The 21,902-nt window shown below is 73.0% G+C and carries 17 protein-coding genes and 1 pseudogene; 11 read left to right on the forward strand and 7 right to left on the reverse strand.

What is annotated here, in order from left to right:
• The first annotated feature begins 82 nt into the window (after positions 1-82).
• The 8 genes from AB0B40_RS01900 (at position 83) to lgt (ending at position 6,249) form a co-directional block, all read left to right on the forward strand.
• Positions 83-340: an HGxxPAAW family protein gene (locus AB0B40_RS01900; protein ID WP_345050535.1), complete on the forward strand. Its 258-nt coding sequence runs from the start codon at positions 83-85 to the stop codon at positions 338-340.
• A 129-nt stretch (positions 341-469) separates the two neighbouring features.
• Entirely contained in the window at positions 470-937 is a 468-nt protein-coding gene (locus AB0B40_RS01905) for a DUF2752 domain-containing protein (RefSeq protein WP_345050537.1), read from the forward strand.
• 135 nt (positions 938-1,072) lie between these two features.
• On the forward strand, positions 1,073-1,882 hold the full coding sequence (gene trpC / locus AB0B40_RS01910) for an indole-3-glycerol phosphate synthase TrpC (RefSeq protein WP_345050540.1): 810 nt from the start codon (positions 1,073-1,075) through the stop codon (positions 1,880-1,882).
• 20 nt (positions 1,883-1,902) lie between these two features.
• On the forward strand, positions 1,903-2,109 hold the full coding sequence (locus AB0B40_RS01915) for a tryptophan synthase subunit(beta) (protein WP_345050542.1): 207 nt from the start codon (positions 1,903-1,905) through the stop codon (positions 2,107-2,109).
• A gap of 70 nt (positions 2,110-2,179) precedes the next feature.
• Positions 2,180-3,463, forward strand: a complete 1,284-nt coding sequence (gene trpB / locus AB0B40_RS01920; protein WP_362262133.1) for a tryptophan synthase subunit beta — start codon at positions 2,180-2,182, stop codon at positions 3,461-3,463.
• Positions 3,460-4,278 (forward strand): tryptophan synthase subunit alpha, encoded by an 819-nt coding sequence (gene trpA / locus AB0B40_RS01925; protein WP_345050548.1) that lies wholly within the window; start codon positions 3,460-3,462, stop codon positions 4,276-4,278. Before trpB ends, trpA begins: the two co-directional genes overlap by 4 nt.
• Before the next feature lie 97 nt (positions 4,279-4,375).
• Positions 4,376-5,149, forward strand: coding sequence for a thioredoxin domain-containing protein (locus AB0B40_RS01930; protein WP_345050550.1), 774 nt, complete (start codon positions 4,376-4,378; stop codon positions 5,147-5,149).
• Between the two features lie 83 nt (positions 5,150-5,232).
• Positions 5,233-6,249, forward strand: a complete 1,017-nt coding sequence (gene lgt / locus AB0B40_RS01935) for a prolipoprotein diacylglyceryl transferase (RefSeq protein WP_362262137.1) — start codon at positions 5,233-5,235, stop codon at positions 6,247-6,249.
• A 137-nt stretch (positions 6,250-6,386) separates the two neighbouring features.
• Here lgt and AB0B40_RS01940 read toward each other — a convergent pair whose 3' ends face one another.
• From AB0B40_RS01940 to AB0B40_RS01970, 7 genes and pseudogenes are all read right to left on the reverse strand, one after another.
• Positions 6,387-7,199, reverse strand: coding sequence for a CoA ester lyase (locus tag AB0B40_RS01940; RefSeq protein WP_362262140.1), 813 nt, complete (start codon positions 7,197-7,199; stop codon positions 6,387-6,389).
• Positions 7,196-8,401 carry a CoA transferase gene (locus AB0B40_RS01945; RefSeq protein WP_345050558.1) on the reverse strand — a complete coding sequence of 402 codons (1,206 nt, stop codon included), beginning with the start codon at positions 8,399-8,401 and terminating at the stop codon, positions 7,196-7,198. The genes AB0B40_RS01940 and AB0B40_RS01945 overlap by 4 nt, the downstream gene beginning before the upstream one ends.
• Positions 8,398-9,291: a ribokinase gene (gene rbsK / locus AB0B40_RS01950; RefSeq protein WP_362262143.1), complete on the reverse strand. Its 894-nt coding sequence runs from the start codon at positions 9,289-9,291 to the stop codon at positions 8,398-8,400. Before rbsK ends, AB0B40_RS01945 begins: the two co-directional genes overlap by 4 nt.
• Entirely contained in the window at positions 9,288-10,649 is a 1,362-nt protein-coding gene (locus tag AB0B40_RS01955; protein WP_362262146.1) for an ADP-ribosylglycohydrolase family protein, read from the reverse strand. The genes rbsK and AB0B40_RS01955 overlap by 4 nt, the downstream gene beginning before the upstream one ends.
• Positions 10,637-11,821 (reverse strand): ADP-ribosylglycohydrolase family protein, encoded by a 1,185-nt coding sequence (locus tag AB0B40_RS01960; RefSeq protein WP_345050566.1) that lies wholly within the window; start codon positions 11,819-11,821, stop codon positions 10,637-10,639. Before AB0B40_RS01960 ends, AB0B40_RS01955 begins: the two co-directional genes overlap by 13 nt.
• 8 nt (positions 11,822-11,829) lie before the next feature.
• The gene (locus tag AB0B40_RS01965) at positions 11,830-12,948 is read right to left on the reverse strand and encodes an ADP-ribosylglycohydrolase family protein (RefSeq protein WP_345050569.1); all 1,119 of its coding nucleotides are present in this window, start codon (positions 12,946-12,948) and stop codon (positions 11,830-11,832) included.
• 449 nt (positions 12,949-13,397) lie between these two features.
• Positions 13,398-14,387: pseudogene (locus tag AB0B40_RS01970) on the reverse strand (ADP-ribosylglycohydrolase family protein); the annotation flags it as partial.
• Positions 14,388-14,649: 262 nt separating this feature from the next.
• Here AB0B40_RS01970 and AB0B40_RS01975 point away from each other — a divergent pair.
• From AB0B40_RS01975 to AB0B40_RS01985, 3 genes are all read left to right on the forward strand, one after another.
• Positions 14,650-15,381: a VIT1/CCC1 transporter family protein gene (locus AB0B40_RS01975; protein WP_345050571.1), complete on the forward strand. Its 732-nt coding sequence runs from the start codon at positions 14,650-14,652 to the stop codon at positions 15,379-15,381.
• 397 nt (positions 15,382-15,778) lie between these two features.
• On the forward strand, positions 15,779-20,374 hold the full coding sequence (gltB, locus tag AB0B40_RS01980) for a glutamate synthase large subunit (RefSeq protein ID WP_362262149.1): 4,596 nt from the start codon (positions 15,779-15,781) through the stop codon (positions 20,372-20,374).
• The gene (locus AB0B40_RS01985) at positions 20,367-21,830 is read left to right on the forward strand and encodes a glutamate synthase subunit beta (protein WP_362262152.1); all 1,464 of its coding nucleotides are present in this window, start codon (positions 20,367-20,369) and stop codon (positions 21,828-21,830) included. The genes gltB and AB0B40_RS01985 overlap by 8 nt, the downstream gene beginning before the upstream one ends.
• The last annotated feature ends 72 nt before the right edge of the window (positions 21,831-21,902 follow it).

Genomic DNA, 21,902 nt, shown 5'->3' on the forward strand with positions numbered 1-21,902 from the left:
GGCACGCGCACGCGTACGGGACAATGGACGACGAGCGTCCGGCTCGGACCTACCACACGTACACAGCAACGAGGAGCAAGTCATGGCGGGCAGCAGCCACGGTCACACCCCGGCCGCCTGGACCGGCGTCACCATCGCCTTCATCGGTTTCTGCGTCGCGGGCGCCTTCATGGTGATGGCCCAGCCCGTCGGCTTCTGGGCCGGCATGGCGATCGTGCTCCTCGGTGGCGTGGTCGGCGCCGTCATGCGCGCCATGGGCCTCGGCCAGCCCAAAGAGTCCCGTCCGCTCCCGCACAACGCCCCCGCGGTGACCCGCGAGCCGGTCGCCGCGGAGAGCTGAGCGCAGAGCTTCCCCCGAGGGGCGGCCCGGCACCGCGGAGGTGCGGGGCCGCCCCTCGTCGTCCACGGGCCCCGCTCCGGCGAACCCGCTGCGCGCGCGTGCGCCGGACCGCCGGGGCAGAATGCCGACGTGAACGCCGACAGTCCTGCCGTCCCCGCACAGGCACCCCGGAGCGAAGCGGGCCCGGGACCGTCCACCGTCCCCGTCCGGCGGCGGCTCGCCGTCCCCGTGGGGCTGCTCGCGGCCGTCGCCGGGGCCTTCGCCTACGTCGGCGCCGTCGACCCGAACGAACCCGGCCACTACCCCGTCTGCCCCCTGTACCGGCTCACCGGCCTGTACTGCCCCGGCTGCGGCGGACTGCGCAGCGCGCACGCCTTCGTCCACGGCGACCTGCCGGCCGCCCTGCGGGACAACGCGGCGGGCGTGGCGGCCTACCTGGGCTTCGCCGTGCTGTGGACCGTCTGGACGATCCGCACGGCACGCGGCCGGCCGCTGCGGCTCGGCCTCGGACCGGCGCACCTGTGGACCGTGGGCGCGTTGCTGCTGGTGTTCACCGTCGTCCGGAACCTGCCGTTCGGTGGCCGGCTGCACCCTTGATCGAACAGCGGACGTCCAGGTAGTGGGACCGGGCCTCCACCGGATGCGAAGCCTCGGCGTTCCTGCGGATACCATCGCATTGACCCCAGGTTTTCCGAACCTGAAGGAACCACCGTCTGAAAGGGGGCCGCTCGCGTGAGTGTGCTCGACGAGATCATCGACGGAGTCCGTGCCGACCTCGCGGAGCGGCAGGCACGCGTCAGCCTCGACGAGCTCAAGGAGCGCGCGGCCAAGGCCCCCGCCGCCAAGGACGGGGTGGCCGCGCTCAAGGGCGACGGCGTCAAGGTGATCTGCGAGGTCAAGCGCTCCAGCCCCTCCAAGGGCGCGCTGGCCGCGATCGCCGACCCGGCCGGGCTCGCGGCGGACTACGAGGCGGGCGGCGCGGCCGTCATCTCCGTCCTCACCGAACAGCGCCGCTTCGGCGGCTCCCTGGCCGACCTGGAGGCCGTCCGCGCGCGGGTGGACATCCCGGTGCTGCGCAAGGACTTCATCGTCACCTCCTACCAGCTGTGGGAGGCCCGCGCCTACGGCGCCGACCTCGCGCTGCTGATCGTGGCCGCCCTGGACCAGCCGGCCCTGGAGTCGCTGATCGAGCGGGCGGTGTCCATCGGCCTGACCCCCCTGGTCGAGGTGCACGACGAGGACGAGGTCGAGCGGGCGGTGGACGCGGGCGCCAAGGTCATCGGTGTCAACGCGCGCAACCTGAAGACCCTGGAGGTCGACCGCGGCACGTTCGAGCGGGTCGCCCCGGAGATCCCGGAGGGCGTCGTCACGGTGGCGGAGTCCGGGGTGCGCGGACCGCACGACCTGATCGCCTACGCCAACGCGGGCGCCGACGCGGTGCTGGTCGGCGAATCCCTGGTCACCGGCCGCGACCCGAAGGCGGCGGTGGCCGACCTGGTGGCGGCGGGCGAACACCCGGCGCTGCGGCACGGGCGCGGCTGACCCCGCTAGGCTTGGCTGCGATGACTCCCACCATGACGACCGTGGACCGGTACGCCCGCCTCGCGCGCGGCTGCCGTCCCCGAGGCTGCCGTGCGCCGGCCCGCCGCGTGCACGGCCGTCGCGTGCGCTACGTCATCGGTGACGAGCCGGGCCAGGTGAACGGACGTCGATGGCAGCGCGCCCCAGGGGGGCGCGGGGAACTGCGCGGCCGGCCGCACACCATCTGAAGGCCGTTCGACATCCTCCCGCCCCACGGCGATTCGTGTTCTTCTTCCGCACTCACCGTGAGGTTTCCGCATGCCCAGCGAGTTCTTCATCCCTGACCCGGAGGGCCAGGTCCCCAGCGCCGAGGGCTACTTCGGCGCGTTCGGCGGCAAGTTCATCCCGGAGGCCCTCGTGGCGGCCGTGGACGAGGTCGCCGTCGAGTACGACAAGGCCAAGCACGACCCCGAGTTCGCCCGGGAGCTCGACGACCTGCTGGTCAACTACACCGGCCGCCCCAGCTCCCTCACCGAGGTCCCCCGGTTCGCCGCGGAAGCGGGCGGCGCCCGCGTGTTCCTCAAGCGCGAGGACCTCAACCACACCGGCTCGCACAAGATCAACAACGTGCTCGGCCAGGCCCTGCTCACCAGGCGCATGGGCAAGACCCGGGTCATCGCCGAGACCGGCGCCGGCCAGCACGGCGTCGCGACGGCCACCGCCTGCGCGCTGTTCGGGCTCGACTGCACCATCTACATGGGCGAGATCGACACCGAGCGCCAGGCCCTGAACGTGGCCCGCATGCGCATGCTGGGCGCCGAGGTCGTCGCCGTGAAGTCCGGCAGCCGCACCCTCAAGGACGCCATCAACGAGGCCTTCCGCGACTGGGTCGCCAACGTCGACCGCACCCACTACCTGTTCGGCACGGTCGCCGGCCCGCACCCCTTCCCGGCCATGGTCCGCGACTTCCACCGGGTCATCGGCGTCGAGGCCCGCCGTCAGCTCCTGGAGCGCGCCGGCCGCCTCCCGGACGCCGCCGTCGCCTGCGTCGGCGGCGGCTCCAACGCCATCGGCCTCTTCCACGCCTTCATCCCCGACGAGGGCGTCCGCCTGATCGGCTGCGAGCCCGCCGGGCACGGCATCGAGACCGGGGAGCACGCGGCCACCCTGACCGCGGGCGAGCCCGGCATCCTGCACGGCTCCCGCTCCTACGTCCTGCAGGACGAGGAGGGCCAGATCACCGAGCCGTACTCGATCTCGGCCGGTCTGGACTACCCGGGCATCGGCCCCGAGCACTCCTACCTGAAGGACTCCGGCCGCGGCGAGTACCGCGCGATCACCGACGACGCGGCCATGCAGGCCCTGCGCCTGCTGTCCCGTACCGAGGGCATCATCCCGGCCATCGAGAGCGCCCACGCGCTCGCCGGTGCCCTGGAGGTCGGCAGGGAGCTGGGCAAGGACGGCCTGATCGTCGTCAACCTCTCCGGCCGCGGCGACAAGGACATGGACACCGCCGCCCGCTACTTCGGCCTCTACGACACCGACGCCGAGGTGGCCGCCGACGAGGCCGACACCGCCGAGATCGAGGGGGACGCCAAGTGAGCGGGAACGTCCAGCTGTTGACCGACACCCTCGCGAGTGCCAAGGCCGAGGGCCGCTCCGCGCTCATCGCCTACCTCCCGGCCGGGTTCCCGACCGTGGACGGCGGCATCGAGGCGGTCAAGGCCGTCTTCGACGGCGGCGCCGACGTCGTCGAGGTGGGCCTGCCGCACAGCGACCCGGTGCTCGACGGCCCGGTCATCCAGACCGCCGACGACATCGCCCTGCGGGGCGGCGTGAAGATCGCCGACGTCATGCGGACGGTCCGGGAGGCCTACGAGGCCACCCGGAAGCCGGTGCTCGTCATGACGTACTGGAATCCCATCGACCGCTACGGCGTCGAGCGCTTCACCGCCGAGCTGGCCGAGGCCGGCGGCGCCGGCTGCATCCTGCCCGACCTGCCGGTGCAGGAGTCGGCGCTGTGGCGCGAGCACGCCGACAAGCACGGACTCGCGACGATCTTCGTCGTGGCGCCGAGCAGCAAGGACGAGCGGCTCGCCGAGATCACCGCGGCGGGCAGCGGCTTCGTCTACGCGGCCTCCCTCATGGGGGTGACCGGCACCCGCGCGTCCGTCGGGGCGCAGGCCGAGAACCTGGTCCGGCGCACCCGCGGCACGGGCACCGGCCTGCCCGTCTGTGTCGGGCTCGGCGTCTCCGACGCGACCCAGGCCGCCGAGGTCGCCGGCTTCGCCGACGGGGTCATCGTCGGCTCGGCGTTCGTGAAGCGGATGCTGGACGCCCCGGACCACGCCTCCGGTCTCGCGGCGGTCCGTGAGCTGGCCGGCCGGCTGGCACAGGGCGTGCGCGGACAGGCGTAGCCCGCCGCGATGTCCTGTCTCGGATGATTCGGTCACCCGAACGGGTGGACCTCCGGCCGGGGAGGCGCGCTGCGCCTCCCCGGTTCGTTCTGGGGGTGTGAGCGAGAAGAACCGTGACGGAAAGCGCACCGCCCGGGAGCGGCTGGCGGTCGAGCGCGAGAAGCAGAAGGCCTCGGACAAGCGACGGCGCACGCTGATCGTGGGCGCGAGCGTCGTCTGCGTCCTGGGCCTCGCGGCGGTGATCGGCGTGGTCGCCGCGAACGCGGGCAAGCACAAGGGCGGCAGCGCGGGCCCGGCCGTGGCACCCTCGGGCGCGCAGGGCAAGGACAGCCTCGCGATCCCGGTGGGCAAGGACGGCGCCAAGTCGACGCTCACCGTCTGGGAGGACTTCCGCTGCCCGGCCTGCCAGGCCTTCGAGACGGCGTACCGGCCGACGCTCCACGAACTGGCCGACGCCGGCAAGCTCAGAATCGAGTACCACCTGGTCCGGCTGATCGACGGCAACCTCGGCGGCAGCGGCTCCCTGCGCGCCGCCAACGCCGCGGCCTGCGCCCAGGACGCCGGAAAGTTCCGCGACTACCACGACGTGCTGTACGCGAACCAGCCCAAGGAGACCGACGACGCCCTCGCGGACAACGCCAGGCTGATCGCGCTGGCGGGCAAGGTGAAGGGCCTGGACACGCCCGCCTTCCAGAAGTGCGTCAAGGACGGTACCCACGACACCTGGGTGGACAAGTCCAACCAGGCGTTCCGAGCCGGCGGCTTCAACGGCACGCCCACGGTGCTGCTCGGCGGCAAGAACATCTACGAGGACCAGACCATGACCCCGGCCAAGCTCAAGCAGATGGTGGAGTCGGCCGCCCGGGGATAGGCGATTTCCCCCGCCCCTGTTATGGACCCGTAGCCGGGCTGTTTACCGTCCCCACGGCCCGGCACGGTAGCGTCGGACTTGCCATGAACCTTGCCTACATCCCCAGCCCGTCGCACGGGGTGCTGTATCTCGGCCCCATCCCGCTGCGCGGCTACGCCTTCTGCATCATCATCGGCGTCTTCGTCGCCGTCTGGCTCGGCAACAGGCGCTGGATCGCCCGTGGCGGGCAGTCCGGCACGGTCGCCGACATCGCCGTCTGGGCCGTGCCGTTCGGCCTCGTCGGCGGCCGGCTCTACCACGTGATCACGGACTACGAGCTGTACTTCAGCGAGGGCCGTGACTGGGTGGACGCCTTCAAGGTGTGGGAGGGCGGCCTGGGCATCTGGGGCGCGATCGCGCTCGGCGCGCTCGGCGCCTGGATCGGCGCGCGGCGCCGGGGCATCCCGATGCCCGCGTACGCCGACGCCGTCGCCCCCGGCATCGCGTTCGCACAGGCCATCGGCCGCTGGGGCAACTGGTTCAACCAGGAGCTGTACGGCCGTGAGACCCACGTCCCCTGGGCGCTGCACATCACCTCCGCCGAAGGCGGCCGGGTACCGGGCTACTACCACCCGACCTTCCTGTACGAGTCCCTGTGGTGCGTCGGTGTGGGCCTGCTGGTGATCTGGGCGGACCGCCGCTTCCGGCTGGGCCACGGACGGGCGTTCGCGCTGTACGTCGCCGCGTACTGCGTGGGCCGCTGCTGGATCGAGTACATGCGGGTGGACGACGCCCACCACATCCTGGGCCTCCGCCTCAACGACTGGACCGCGCTGGGCGTCTTCGTTCTGGCGGTGCTGTACATCGTGCTGTCGGCGAAGAAGCGCCCGGGGCGCGAAGCGGTGGTCGAACCGGCCGCGGTCGCCTCCGGCGGTGCGGCCGAGGGTGTCTCCGACGGTTCCGCCGAGGGAGTCTCCGACGGTGCGGAGACCGGTGCCGAGGCCGCGGACTCCGAGGACAGGGGCGACAACTCCGAGGAGAAGGCGGACAACTCCGAGGAGAAGGCCGGGGACTCCGTGGGACTGTCGAAGGACGAGGCCGGGTCGGCCAAGAAGAGCTGACGAGAGCCGACACGACACCGAGGGCGCCCGGACCACGGCGGCGACAGCCGCACCTCGAAACGGCCGGGCGCCCTCGGTGTGTGCGCCACGGGTCACCGAGGGCTCCGCGCCGCCGGTCTCCGCCCTCGCGCGCGGGATCAGCCTCCGTAGGCCAGGGAGAGCGTCCGCCGGGCCATGGCCACCACCGCCGCGTCGATGAAGCGGCCGTCCGGCAGGGCCTGGGCACCCTGGTCGGCCGCCGCCGCCGTGGTGATCGTCTCCGCGTGTTCGATCTCCGCCGGGGTCGGCAGGTACGCCCGCTCGATCACCGGCAGCTGCCGGGGGTGGATCGCGGCTCGCCCCAGGAAACCGAGGGCCCGGCCGCGGGCGCAGGACGCGGCGAGGCCGTCCAGGTCCCGGATGTCGGGGTGGACCGACTGCGGAGGCGGGGCGAGGCCGGCCGCGCGGGCGGCGACGACCACCCGCGAGCGCGGCCAGTCGAGACCCGCGTCGGCCCGTACCCCGAGGTCGGCCCGGAGGTCCGCCTCGCCCAGGGAGATGCCCCGCAGCGCGGGGTGGGCGGTGGCGATGGCGTAGGCGTGCTCGATACCGAGCGCCGACTCCAGGAGCGCGTAGAGCGGCACCGGGGTGGCCACCGCGACCTGCCGTACCTGCTCCGGTCCCATCACCTTCGGCAGCCGTAGCCCGGACAGACCCGGCCGCCCGGCCAGCGCGGCGAGGTCGGCCGCGGCCCACGGGCCGTCCAGGGCGTTGACACGGACGTGCACCGGGACCGGCTGCGGCTCGTCGAGCAGTTCCGCGGTGGCCGCGCGGGCGCGCTCCTTGCGGTCCGGGGCGACCGCGTCCTCCAGGTCGATCACCACCACGTCGGCGCCGGCCGCCAGGGCCTTGGCCACGACGTGCGGGCGGTCGCCGGGGACGTAGAGCCAGGTGAGCGGGTGGCGGGTCACAGGGCGCCCTCCGCGCGCAGGGCCGCGATGTCGGCCGGGGTGAGACCGAGTTCGGTGAGCACGGCGTCCGTGTCGGCGCCGTGCGGGCGGCCGGCCCAGCGGATCGCGCCGGGCGTGGCCGAGAGGCGGAAGAGAACGTTCTGCATGCGCAGCGGGCCCAGCTCCGGATCGGCGACGGTGGTGACCGTGTCCAGGGCCTGGTACTGGGGGTCCGCCAGCACGTCCCGGACGTCCTGGACGGGGGCCGCCGCGGCCTCCGCCTTCTCGAACGCCGCGAGCACCTCGGCGCGGGAACGGCCGGCGATCCAGCTGCCGACCGCCTCGTCCAGCACATCGGCGTGGGCGGCCCGGCCCGCGCCCGTGGCGAACCACGGCTCCTCGGTCAGCTCCGGGCGCCCCACCAGGCGCAGCACCCGTTCGGCGACCGACTGGGCGGAGGTGGAGACGGCGATCCAGCAGCCGTCGGCGGTGCGGTAGGTGTTGCGCGGGGCGTTGTTGGCGGACCGGTTCCCGGTGCGCTCCTGGACGTATCCGAGCTGGTCGTACCAGGTGGGGTGCGGGCCGAGGACGGACAGGATCGGTTCGATGATCGCCATGTCGACGACCTGGCCCGCCCCGGTGCGCTCCCGGCCGGCCAGCGCCGTCAGGACGGCGAACGCGGTCGCCAGCCCCGCGATCGAGTCGGCGAGACCGAAGGGCGGCAGCGTCGGGGGTGCGTCCGGTTCACCGGTGACCGCGGCGAAGCCGCTCATCGCCTCGGCGAGCGTGCCGAACCCGGGGCGGTGGGCGTACGGGCCGTACTGGCCGAAGGCGGTGACCCGGGTGAGGATCAGCCGGGGGTTGGCCGCCGACAGCTCGGGCCAGCCGAGGTCCCACTTCTCCAGGGTGCCGGGCCGGAAGTTCTCGATCACCACGTCGGCGGTGGCGGCGAGCCGCAGCAGGGTGGCCCGGCCGCCGGACGTGGACAGATCGAGGGTGAGGGTCCGCTTGTTGCGGCCGAGCACCTTCCACCACAGGCCGACGCCGTGCTTGGCCGGGCCGTGGCCGCGCGAGGGGTCGGGCCGCCGGGGATGCTCGACCTTGATCACCTCCGCGCCGAAGTCGCCGAGCAGGGTGGCGGCCATCGGTCCGGCGAAGAGGGTGGCCAGGTCCAGCACGCGCAGGCCGTCCAGGGCCGGGTGCGTCCGTGTCGTCGTCGTCATGCGCTGTACTGCGCCTCGATCTCCGGGCGGTACGGCATCGACGCCGACGCCCCGGCCCGCTGGACGGAGATCGAGGCCGCGGCAGCCGCCCAGGACAGCGCCTCGCGCACCGGTTTCTCCTCGGCCAGGGCCACGGCGAGCGCGCCGACGAAGGTGTCGCCCGCGCCCGTGGAGTCCACGGCCGTCACCCGGGGCGCGGGCACCACGAGCGGCTCGGTGCCCCGCGCCAGGTACAGACAGCCCGTCGCGCCCAGGGTGACGACCACCTCCGGCACCAGGTCCAGCAGGGCGGCTGCCGCGTCGCGCGGGTCGGTGTGGCCGGAGAGGGTGACCGCCTCGTACTCGTTGGCCACCAACAGGTCGGTGACGGCCAGCAGCCCGGACGGCAGGGACTGCACCGGGGAGGGGGTGAGGACCGTACGGACGCCGTGCCGGTGGGCCGCTTCCGCGCCCGCGACCACCGCCGCCAGGGGGATCTCCAGCTGCAGCAGCAGGGCGTCGGCGGTGGCGATCACCCCTTCGTCACCCGGGGAGAGGTGGTCGACGGTGCCGTTGGCGCCGGGGATGACGACGATCGCGTTGCCGCCCTCGTCGTCCACCACGATGTGCGCGGTCCCGGAGTGGTCCTCCACCGTGCGCAGGAAGTCGGTGTCCACCCCGGAGTGTTCGAGGGCGTCGCGCAGCCGCGCCCCGAAGGCGTCGTTGCCGACCGCGCCGATCATCGAGACGGTGGCGCCGGCGCGGGCCGCGGCGATCGCCTGGTTGGCGCCCTTGCCGCCGGGGATCGTACGGAACTCCCGCCCCGTCACGGTCTCCCCGCGCTGCGGGGCCCTGGCGACATAGGTGACGAGGTCCATGTTCGTGCTGCCGAGGACGGCGATATGGGTCATGAGCGGGTCGCCTCCAGGTGGGTGAGCTGGGCGAGGGTGTCGAAGCCGGTGCCGTCGAAGTCGGCGACGGTGGTGGCGAGCCGGTTCTTCAGCGGCGCCCGCCAGCGGTCGGGGAGCGCGGCGGGGGACCCGGCGAGGAGGCCGGCGACGCTGCCGGCGGTCGCACCGTTGGAGTCCGTGTCCCAGCCACCGGACACGGCACGGCAGACGGAGCCGGTGAAGTCGCCGTCGGCGTGGGTGAGGGCGGCGGCGGTCAGGGCGGCGTTGGGCAGGGCGTGGACCCAGTGGTGGGCGGGGGCGTAGCGGGCGTGGAGCTCGTCCACGACCTCGTCGAAGTCCCGTGTGGCACCGGCCAGTCGGACGGCGTGGTCGAGGGCCGTCGCCAGGCGGGAGCGGGCCGGGACCACCGCGCGGCCGGCGCGCAGACAGGCGTGGACGTCATGCGTCCCGGTGGCGGCCGTGGCGATGACGGCGGCCGTGAACATCGCGGCGTAGACGCCGTTGGCGGTGTGGGTGAGGACCGCGTCGCGGTGCGCCTGTTCGGCGGCGGCGGCCGGGTCGCCGGGGTTGCTCCAGCCGTGCATGTCGGCCCGGATCAGGGCGCCGATCCACTCGCGGAAGGGGTTGCGGTGGCGGCCCGTGTGCGGGGGCTCGATGCCGGCCAGGAGATTGCGGTGGGCGAGCCGCTCGGCGGTGAAGGTACGGCCGGGCGGAAGCTCTTCGAGCCAGAGCCGGGCCACGTCGTCGGTGGTGAAGTCCCTTCCGTGGCGCTGGAGCAGGAGCAGGTTGAGCAGCGGGTAGTCGAGGTCGTCGTCCTGGGGCATGCCGTCGATGTTCTCGGCGAGGGAGGTGGCGGCCGAGCGGCGGTTCCACGGGTGGGCGGCCAGCAGGTCCGCCGGAACCCCCCTGGCGGTGAAGTAGCCGTCGAGGGGCCAGTTCCCGGCCGCCCCGGCGAGGGCACGGATGCCGTCGAGGGGCAGCTTCTCGACGGGCTTGCCGAGCAGACAGCCGATGGCCCGGCCGAGCCAGGCGGCCTCCAGGGCGAGGGGGCCGGGCGCGGTCGCGGACCGTGCGGCGGGCCAGTCGGGGCAGGCCGCCTTGATCCGGGCCAGGTCCGTCGGCTCGTCCTCACCGAAGCGGCTGGGCAGGTCGGCGAGTTCGTCCAGCAGGTCCTCGGCGAGCAGCCGCAGATAGCGGGACGCCCCGTGCGCGGACGCGCCCGCCCGCTCCGGCGCGTTCGGGCCGCCGGCCGCCGCCCAGCGCGCCTCGATCGCCGACGGCTCGCGCCCGTCGAGGCGGGCCTGGCGCAGCTCGTGGCCCAGCAGGTCCTCCGGCTGGACCCAGGTCAGGCGGAGCACGGCCGGCCTCCGAGCGCGCGGAACGCCTGCTCGTGGGCGCGCCGGCGGCGCACGTCCCGGTCGAAGATCTCCAGCGTGACCTCGGTGAGTGTCCGGGCGGGGGCCCACAGGTCCAGACGGCTGGCGTCGGCCACCGTCTTCGCCCACTCCTCGGGGACGGGCGAACCGAGCGCGCCCGCGAGGGCACCGGCCATGGTCGCGATCGAGTCGCAGTCCCGGCCGTAGTTGACCGAGCCGAGCACGGCGTGCCGGTAGTCGCCGCCGGACACGACCAGCATGCCCAGCGCGACGGGGAGTTCCTCGACGGAGTGCAGCCGGGAGGGGCGGCGGGCGGCGAGCGAGGGGGTGCGGTAGTCCGGGCCGACGGTGTCGTACGGGGCCACCGCCGCCCGCAGCGGACCGAGTGCCGACTCGAAGTCCCGGTGGCGGGCGGCGACTTCGCAGACCTTCTCGATCGCGGTGCGGGTGCCGTCCTTGGCCAGGGACAGGCAGGCGGTCACCACCGAGTCCGGGGTCGCGCCGGGCGCGGTCGCGGCGGCCACGGCCGCGGCGAAGACACCGGCGGCCTCCCGGCCGTACGACGACTGGTGCGCTCCGGCGACGTCCAGCGCCTCGGCGTAGGCGGCGGCCGGGTGGGCCGCGTTGACCAGGCCGACCGGGGCCATGTACATCGCGGCACCGCAGTTGACGATGTTGCCGGCGCCCGCCTCCCGGGGGTCGGCGTGACCGTAGGCGAGCCGGGTCACCAGCCACTTCTCGGCGAGGAAGAGGCGGTGCAGCGGCAGGGCCTCGGCCTCCAGCTCCGGGATCCAGCGGGGGTTGGTCATCAGGTCCGGCACCAGGTGGTCGGCGACCGCGTACGCGTCGAGGTGGTCGCGGACGCGGTCGTAGACCCGCACCAGCGCGTGCGTCATCAGGGTGTCGTCGGTGACGTGCCCGTCGCCCTTGTGGTACGGCGCGATGGGGCGGGCGGTGCGCCAGGCGTCGCCGTGCCAGGGGCCGACGATCCCGTGGACGCGACCGCCGTGGCGCTCGGCGATCTGGTCGGGGGAGTAGCCCTCGACCGGGCCGCCGAGGGCGTCGCCGACGGCGGCTCCCACCAGGGCGCCGGTGACACGGTCGGCGAGACCGCTCGAACCCGGCCCGCTGCTTTCTTCTCCTTTGGGCGTCATGCCCCGAATCATCCTCCTGGACGGGCCGGTTGCGCGGCTTCCAGGAGTCCGGCGAGTTCCACCAGATCGGTGCCGGTGAGGCGGGGCAGGGTGCAGCCGGACAGGACGCGGCAGGCGTCCCGCCAGGTCTCCGGCACCGCCGCGCCACCGCCGAGGGCGCCGGTGAGCGCGCCGACGAGGGCGGGGGCGGAGTCGGCGACCCGGGACAGACAGGCGGCGGCCGGTACGGCCTCCGCGAGGCGTCCCCGGGCGGCGGTGGCCAGGGCGAGCGCGACGGGGACGGTCTCGGCGGCGGCGATGCCGTAGCTGTAGACGTGGTCGACGATCTGGTGTTCGAGGAGCGGGACCAGGGCGAAGGCGGACTCGCCGTCCCCGGCCAGGGCGAGTGCGTGGCGGGTGTTGCGGCCGATCTCCGTGTCCGCCGGGAGTTCGGCCAGCGCCGCGGTGACGCAGGTGTCCGTGTCCGCGTCGGCGAGGGCGAGCGAGAGGGCCGCGGCCATGGCCCGGGCGCCGTGCACCCCGTCGCCGTCCTGGGTGTAGCGGGCGTCGAACTCGGCCAGCGCGGCGGCCTGTTGCGGGTCGCCGGGGTGGGCCACGGCGAGGACGCAGGCGCGGACGCAGGCCGCGTCGTCGAAGTAGTGCGGGTTGTCGTGGCCGGTGGCGGGCGGGCGCAGGCCGGCGGCGAGGTTGCCGAGGCCGGCGCGGACGGAGATACGGGCGCGCAAGGGGAGCACGGCCGACTCGATCTCCGGTGCGCGGTCCGCCGCGGCGGCGACCTCCGCGGCCACGGCGGACCAGGTGAGGTCGATGGCGGCGCGGGTACGGCGTTCTCGGCTGAGGTCGCCGAGGACGTCGTCGTCACCGGCCCGCAGGACGGCCTCCGCGGCGAACACCGCCCACTCGGCGTCGTCGGAGGGGCCGAGGCGGAGTGGTTCGGGGGGCTGGTTGAGGGCGATCGGCACCGGGAGAGTGGTGGTGGCGTTCGTCTCGGCGAAGGTGTCCAGTTCCCGGGTGAGGCGGCGGGTCCACTCGGGCATACGGGCGGCTCGGTGCCGGGCGGCGGGCCAGCCGGCGGCGTCTCCCGCGGCGAGCCCCAGGAGGAGCCCCTCGATCCGCCGCGCCGTCATGACCGCCCCTCGCCGTCCGCCTGCCCGGCGTTCCCGGCCCCCACCAGAGGGCTCCGCTCCCCGGACCCCCGCCCCTCACCCACCTCGGCCGGCAGAGGGGAGCAGAGCGGGGGCGGGAGGGGCTCGGTCGGCTGGGGGGCTGCCGGTGACGGGGTGACGATGTCCGTCGGCTGGGAGGTGGAGGGCGAGGGCGGGAGGGGCTCGGTCGGCTGGGGGGCTGCCGGTGACGGGGTGACGATGTCCGTCGGCTGGGAGGCGGAGGACGAGGGCGGGAGGGGCCCGGTCGTCTGAACGGCTGCCGGTGAAGGGGCGACGGTCGGGAGGGGTGGAAGGGGCCCGGCCGTCTGGAGGGCCGCCGGTGAAAGGGCGACGGTCGGAAGGGGTGTGAGGGGCTCGGGTGGCTGGGAGGTGGCCGGCAGGGGAGGGGGCGGCGGGTCGGCGGGGGCGGTCGGCAGGAGGAGGTCGGCCACCTCCAGGACGTGATGGCCCGCCATGGACGGCAGGCACCGGCCCCGCGCCGGGCCGATCGCCGTCGCCCAGGCGACGGGGATGGCGGAGACCCCCTGGGTCGCGCCGGACAGGGCGCCCGCCACCGCCGCCGTCGTGTCCGCGTCGCGGCCCATGTTGACGGCCGTCAGCACCGCCTCCCGGAAGTCGCCGTCGGCCGCCGCGTACGCGCCGAACGCCAGGGCGACCGCTTCGGGCGCCAGGTCGGTCCACGGGTAACCGCCGATGACCACCGCGGAGCGGACCGCGCGTTCGCCGCGGTGGGCCACCGCCACCGCCCGCCGCAGTGACCGGGCCGTCCAGGAGTCGTCCGGGACGACGGCGAGGGCGGTGGCGATCACCACCGGAACCGAGGCACCGGACATCGCCGCCGCCACACCGGCCGCCACCGCCTGGCCGCCGTAGATGCCCTCGCCCTCGTGGCTGACCGAGCCGTCGACGGCCACCAGCCGGGCCGCTTCCGCGGGGCGCCCGGCGGCGAACACGCCGAAGGGGGCCGCTCGCATCGCCAGGCCGTCGCTCCAGGCGTGCCGGTGCTGGGCCGAGATGGGGGCCGCGAGTCCCCGGCGCAGGTTCTCCAGGGTGCCGCGTTCGCTGAACCCCGCGCCGCGGAAGGGGCCCTCGGCCCGGTCGGCGATCCACTCGTGCCAGGCCGCCTCCACATGCGCGGGGGTGAGCGCCGAGCCGTGCCGGGCCAGCAGCAGGCCGGAGAAGATCGCGTACTCGGTGTCGTCCGTGCCGCAGGGCTGTTCGGTGACATAACCCGTGATGCGGCCCCAGCGCGCGCGGATCTCGGAGGGCCTGAGGTTCTCCGCGGGAGCCCCCAGCGCATCGCCCACCGCCAGACCGAGCAGCGCGCCGCGGGCCCGCTCACGGAGCCCGGCGGCGGTCCCGGGCGCCGGGACCGGTGGAGTGCAGGCGATCGGTGCCATGGGCGGCCTCCTTCGGCGGGGTCGCACGGGACCCTTTGCGGATGTGTCCCACGGGAGGTGTCCGCACGAGCCTGGAGCGCGCCTCTGTCACCCGCTCGGCATCTGAGCCGACATTCGCACTTATGAGCATCGAAAGGTAAAGGCGCAGGTTAGCTCAGCCTTTCCTTGCTGGCAGAGGCGGAAGGATAAGCGTAAGTTCGGGGTTGTCGAAAAGTAGAACTCGTCCAAAGTTAGCTTTGGCTAAGCTTTCCTGGGGGCCCGCATGTCCATCATCGAAACCGAGGCCGCGCTGCACGTGGCGCACCGCGACAACCACACCCACCGGGATGTGAACGGCGGCTGGCTGCGGCCCGCCGTCTTCGGTGCCATGGACGGCCTGGTCTCCAACCTCGCCCTTATGACGGGTGTGGCCGGCGGGTCGGTGAGCCAGCACACCATTGTCATCACCGGTCTCGCGGGGCTCGCCGCCGGTGCCTTCTCCATGGCCGCCGGCGAGTACACCTCCGTCGCCTCCCAGCGCGAACTCGTCGAGGCCGAACTCGACGTCGAGCGCCGTGAGCTGCGCAAGCACCCGCAGGACGAGGAGGACGAGCTGGCCGCGCTGTACGTGGCCCGCGGGGTCGAGCCGGCCCTGGCCCGGCAGGTCGCCCGGCAGCTGTCCGCCGATCCCGAGCAGGCCCTGGAGATACACGCCCGGGAGGAGCTGGGCATCGACCCCGGCGACCTGCCGTCTCCGCTGGTCGCGGCCGTGTCGTCGTTCGGGTCCTTCGCCCTCGGCGCCCTGCTGCCCGTGCTGCCGTACCTGCTCGGCGCCACCGTGCTGTGGCCCGCCCTGCTGCTCGCCCTCGTCGGGCTCTTCGGGTGCGGTGCCGTCGTGGCCAAGGTGACCGCGCGCAGCTGGTGGTTCAGCGGCCTGCGGCAGCTCGCGCTCGGGGGCGCGGCGGCCGGTGTGACGTACGCCCTGGGCAGCCTGTTCGGAACGGCCGTAGGATAAGGCCGACCGGTGCCTATGCGATGGGCCGCATAGGTACCCGCCAACCCGTTACTCGCTGGTTTCGAGTGCGTGACCACCGGGCATGAGCCGTACGCACTGTGGGCAATGACGCCCGCCGCACCCTGCGGGGTGGGCGATGACGCCCTCCCCGGCCCCTGGACCGCCGGACGCCAATCCGACCGATCGAACCCGTGCCGGTCCCCCTCGACACGTCGGCCGTCACCGCGCGGCAGCGCGTACCCCTGCCGCTACCGCGGTGTCCGCATGGTGGAACGGGCTATCCGGTTCCCGAGAACCGCCCCATCATGTAACCTGCACGAAATTTTGATCTCACGCAGAGGGCCAACGTCGTCCCTCGGCACCTGCCACATGCCACATGACGACGACGGGAGAGCCGATGCGTACGCCGCGCCAGCCGTCCCAGCATTCCGAGAACGGCCAGAAGTGGTCGTTCATGGATGCTCGCCCTGCTGCACAGGGTATGTACGACCCCCGCAACGAACACGACGCGTGCGGCGTCGGTTTCGTCGCCACTCTCACCGGCGAGGCGTCCCACACCCTGGTCGAGCAGGCACTCACCGTCCTGCGCAACCTGGAGCACCGGGGTGCCACCGGCTCCGAGCCCGACTCCGGCGACGGTGCGGGCCTCCTCTCGCAGGTGCCGGACGCCTTCCTCCGCGAAGTGGCCGGATTCGACCTTCCCGCGGCCGGTTCCTATGCGGTAGGCATCGCGTTCCTGCCGGAGGACGGGACCGAGGACGCCGTCTCACGTATCGAGACGATCGCCGACGAGGAGGGACTGACCGTCCTCGGCTGGCGCGCGGTCCCGGTCGCGCCGGAGCTGCTGGGCGCCACCGCGCGCTCCACCATGCCGGCCTTCCGGCAGGTCTTCGTCACCGACGGCGTGAGCGAGGGCATCGCGCTGGACCGCAAGGCCTTCGTCCTGCGCAAGCGCGCCGAGCGCGAGGCCGGTGTCTACTTCCCGTCGCTCTCCGCGCGCACGATCGTCTACAAGGGCATGCTGACCACCGGCCAGCTGGAGCCCTTCTTCCCGGACCTGTCCGACCGCCGCTTCGCCTCCGCGGTCGCGCTCGTGCACTCCCGGTTCTCCACGAACACCTTCCCCTCGTGGCCGCTCGCGCACCCGTACCGCTTCGTCGCCCACAACGGTGAGATCAACACCGTCAAGGGCAACCGCAACTGGATGCGCGCCCGCGAGTCCCAGCTGCTCTCCGACCTGTTCGGCCCGCAGGAGAAGCTGGACCGGGTCTTCCCCGTCTGCACGCCCGACGCCTCCGACTCCGCCTCCTTCGACGAGGTGCTGGAGCTGCTGCACCTGGGCGGCCGTTCGCTGCCGCACTCCGTGCTGATGATGATCCCGGAGGCGTGGGAGAACCACGACTCCATGGACCCGGCCCGGCGCGCCTTCTACCAGTTCCACTCCATGATGATGGAGCCCTGGGACGGCCCCGCCTGCGTCACCTTCACCGACGGCACCCAGGTCGGCGCCGTGCTCGACCGCAACGGTCTGCGCCCCGGCCGCTACTGGGTCACCGACGACGGCCTCGTCGTCCTCGGCTCCGAGGTCGGCGTCCTCGACATCGACCCGGCCAGGGTCGTCCGCAAGGGCCGCCTCCAGCCCGGCCGCATGTTCCTCGTCGACACCGCCGAGCACCGCATCATCGAGGACGACGAGATCAAGGCGTCCCTCGCCGCCGAGAAGCCGTACGCCGAATGGCTGGAGGCCGGCGAGATCGAGCTGGGCGACCTGCCCGAGCGCGAGCACATCATCCACACCCACGCCTCGGTCACCCGCCGCCAGCAGACCTTCGGCTACACCGAGGAAGAGCTGCGCATCCTCCTCGCGCCGATGGCCCGCAGCGCCGCCGAGCCGATCGGCTCCATGGGCACCGACTCGCCGATCGCGGCCCTGTCCGAGCGCCCGCGGCTGCTCTTCGACTACTTCACCCAGCTGTTCGCGCAGGTCACCAACCCGCCGCTGGACGCGATCCGGGAGGAACTGGTCACCTCCCTGCGCAGCTCGCTGGGCCCGCAGGGCAACCTGCTCGACCCGACCGCCGCCTCCTGCCGGTCCGTCCTGCTGCCCTTCCCGGTCATCGACAACGACGAGCTGGCCAAGCTCATCCACATCAACGCCGACGGCGACATGCCCGGCTTCAAGGCCGCGACCCTGTCCGGCCTGTACCGGGTCTCCGGCGGCGGCGACTCCCTCGCCGCCCGGATCGAGGAGATCTGCGCCGAGGCCGACGCCGCCATCGACAACGGCGCCCGGCTGATCGTCCTGTCCGACCGCCACTCGGACGCCGAGCACGCGCCGATCCCGTCGCTGCTGCTCACCTCGGCCGTCCACCACCACCTCATCCGCACCAAGCAGCGCACCCACGTGGGCCTGCTGGTCGAGGCCGGTGACGTCCGCGAGGTCCACCACGTCGCCCTGCTGATCGGCTTCGGCGCCGCCGCCGTCAACCCGTACCTGGCGATGGAGTCGGTCGAGGACCTGCTGCGCGCGGGCACCTTCCTGAACGGCCTGGAGCCCGAGCAGGCCATCAAGAACCTGATCTACGCCCTCGGCAAGGGCGTCCTGAAGGTCATGTCCAAGATGGGCATCTCCACCGTCGCCTCCTACCGCGGCGCCCAGGTCTTCGAGGCCGTCGGCCTGGACGAGTCCTTCGTGGAGAAGTACTTCAACGGCACCGCCACCAAGATCGGCGGCGTCGGCATCGACGTCATCGCCGCCGAGGTCGCCGCCCGCCACGCCAAGGCCTACCCGGCCTCCGGCATCGCCCCGGCGCACCGCGCGCTGGACATCGGCGGCGAGTACCAGTGGCGCCGCGAGGGCGAGCCGCACCTGTTCGACCCCGAGACGGTCTTCCGCCTCCAGCACTCCACGCGCACGGGCCGTTACGACATCTTCAAGAAGTACACGGAACGCGTGAACGAGCAGTCCGAGCGCCTGATGACGCTGCGCGGCATGTTCGGCTTCAACTCCGGCCGCGACCCGATCTCCATCGACGAGGTCGAGCCGGCGAGCGAGATCGTCAAGCGGTTCTCCACGGGTGCCATGTCGTACGGCTCCATCTCCAAGGAGGCGCACGAGACCCTCGCCATCGCCATGAACCAGCTGGGCGGCAAGTCCAACACCGGTGAGGGCGGTGAGGACCCGGACCGCCTGTACGACCCGGCCCGCAGGTCCGCCATCAAGCAGGTCGCGTCCGGCCGCTTCGGTGTGACGAGCGAATACCTCGTCAACGCGGACGACATCCAGATCAAGATGGCCCAGGGCGCCAAGCCCGGCGAGGGCGGCCAGCTGCCCGGCCACAAGGTCTACCCGTGGGTCGCCAAGACGCGTCACTCGACGCCGGGCGTGGGCCTGATCTCCCCGCCGCCGCACCACGACATCTACTCCATCGAGGACCTGGCCCAGCTGATCCACGACCTGAAGAACGCCAACCCGCAGGCGCGGATCCACGTCAAGCTGGTCTCCGAGGTCGGCGTGGGCACGGTCGCCGCGGGTGTGTCCAAGGCGCACGCGGACGTGGTGCTGATCTCCGGTCACGACGGCGGTACGGGTGCCTCCCCGCTGACCTCCCTGAAGCACGCGGGCGGCCCCTGGGAGCTGGGCCTCGCCGAGACCCAGCAGACCCTGCTGCTCAACGGCCTGCGCGACCGGATCGTGGTCCAGACCGACGGCCAGCTGAAGACCGGCCGTGACGTGGTCATCGCCGCGCTGCTCGGCGCCGAGGAGTTCGGCTTCGCCACCGCTCCGCTCGTCGTCTCCGGCTGCATCATGATGCGCGTCTGCCACCTGGACACCTGCCCCGTCGGCATCGCCACCCAGAACCCCACCCTGCGTGACCGCTTCGCCGGCAAGGCCGAGCACGTGGTGAACTTCTTCCGGTTCATCGCCGAGGAGGTCCGCGAGATCCTCGCCGAGCTGGGCTTCCGCTCCATCGAGGAGGCCGTCGGCCACGCCGAGGCGCTGGACGTCGAGCGCGCGGTGAACCACTGGAAGGCGCAGGGCCTGGACCTGGAGCCGCTGTTCCACGTGCCCGACCTGCCCGAGGGCGCGGCCCGTCACCAGCTGATCACCCAGGACCACGGCCTGGAGAAGGCCCTGGACAACGAGCTGATCAAGCTCGCCGCCGACGCCCTCGCCGCGAACGACCGGGCCGAGGCCCAGCCGGTGCGCGCCCAGGTCGCCATCCGCAACATCAACCGCACGGTCGGCACCATGCTCGGCCACGAGGTGACGAAGAAGTTCGGTGGCGCGGGCCTGCCCGACGACACCATCGACATCACCTTCACCGGCTCCGCCGGCCAGTCCTTCGGCGCGTTCCTGCCGCGCGGCGTCACGCTGCGCCTGGAGGGCGACGCCAACGACTACGTCGGCAAGGGCCTGTCCGGCGGCCGGGTCGTCGTCCGCCCGGACCGGGCTGCCGACCACCTCGCCGAGTACTCGACCATCGCGGGCAACACCATCGGCTACGGCGCCACCGGCGGCGAGATGTTCCTGCGCGGCCGGACCGGCGAGCGGTTCTGTGTCCGCAACTCCGGTGCGACGGTCGTCTCCGAGGGCGTGGGCGACCACGGCTGCGAGTACATGACCGGCGGTCACGCGGTCGTCCTCGGCCCGACCGGACGCAACTTCGCGGCGGGCATGTCCGGCGGCATCGCCTACGTCATCGACCTCGACCCCGACAACGTCAACGCCGGCAACGCCGGGGCCGTGGAGGCGCTGGACGACACGGACAGGCAGTGGCTGCACGACGTGGTGCGCCGCCACGCCGAGGAGACCGCCTCGACGGTCGCCGGGAAGCTGCTCGCCGACTGGGACGCGGCCGTGCAGCGGTTCAGCAAGATCATCCCCAGCACGTACAAGGCAGTGCTCGCCGCCAAGGACGCCGCCGAGCGAGCCGGTCTCTCCGAGACCGAGATCACCGAGAAGATGATGGAGGCGGCGATCAATGGCTGACCCGAAGGGCTTCCTGAACCACGGCCGTGAGGTCGCCAAGACCCGTCCCGTCGGTGAGCGCGTCAAGGACTGGAACGAGGTCTACGTGCCCGGCTCCCTGCTGCCGATCATCAGCAAGCAGGCCAGCCGCTGCATGGACTGCGGCATCCCGTTCTGCCACAACGGCTGTCCGCTGGGGAACCTGATCCCCGAGTGGAACGACTACGCCTACCGCGAGGACTGGGCCGCCGCCCAGGAGCGCCTGCACGCGACCAACAACTTCCCGGAGTTCACCGGCCGCCTCTGCCCGGCCCCCTGCGAGTCGGCGTGCGTGCTGGGCATCAACCAGCAGCCGGTCACCATCAAGAACGTCGAGGTCTCGATCATCGACAAGGCGTGGGAGACCGGGGACGTCGCCCCGCAGATCCCCGAGCGCCTGTCCGGCAAGACGGTCGCGGTCATCGGCTCGGGCCCGGCGGGTCTGGCCGCCGCCCAGCAGCTGACCCGGGCCGGTCACACGGTCGCCGTCTACGAGCGCGCGGACCGCATCGGAGGCCTCCTCCGGTACGGCATCCCCGAGTTCAAGATGGAGAAGCGGCACATCAACCGCCGTATCGAGCAGATGCGCGCGGAGGGCACCCGCTTCCGTACCGGCGTCGAGATCGGCCGCGACCTGAAGGCCACCGACCTGAAGAAGCGGTACGACGCGGTCGTCATCGCCGCCGGCGCCACCATGGCTCGCGACCTGCCGGTGCCCGGCCGCGAACTGACGGGCATCTACCAGGCGATGGAGTACCTGCCGCTGGCCAACAAGGTCCAGGAGGGCGACTACGTCAGCCCGCCGATCTCGGCCGAGGGCAAGCACGTCGTCGTCATCGGCGGCGGTGACACCGGCGCCGACTGCGTGGGCACCGCCCACCGCCAGGGCGCGGCCTCCGTCACCCAGCTGGAGATCATGCCCCGCCCGAGCGACGACCGGCACCCGACCAACCAGCCCTGGCCGACCTTCCCGATCCTCTACAAGGTCACCTCGGCCCACGAGGAGGGCGGCGAGCGGATCTACTCCGCCTCCACCACCCACTTCGAGGGCGACGAGGACGGCAACGTCCAGTGGCTGCACCTGGCCGAAGTGGAGTTCGTCGACGGCAAGTTGACCTCCAAGCCGGGCACCGGGCGCAAGATCCCGGCCCAGCTGGTCACCCTCGCCATGGGCTTCACCGGCACCGACCGGGAGAACGGCCTGGTGGAGCAGTTCGGCCTGGACCTCGACGAACGCGGTAACATCGCCCGCGACGCCGACTTCCAGACCAACGTGCCGGGCGTGTTCGTCGCCGGTGACGCCGGCCGCGGCCAGTCCCTCATCGTGTGGGCGATCGCGGAGGGCCGCTCGGCCGCCCGCGGGGTCGACCGCCACCTGACCGGTGCCAGCGATCTGCCGGCCCCGATCCGCCCGACGGACCGCGCCCTGGCGGTCTGACGCGCACACAAGGACCCCGAGGTCCCCCAGAAACGTCCCGTACAACGGCGTACGGAACACCGACGGCGCCTG

Origin of the sequence: Streptomyces sp. NPDC042638 (assembly GCF_040647235.1) — a bacterium.
Taxonomy (GTDB): domain Bacteria; phylum Actinomycetota; class Actinomycetes; order Streptomycetales; family Streptomycetaceae; genus Streptomyces; species Streptomyces rameus.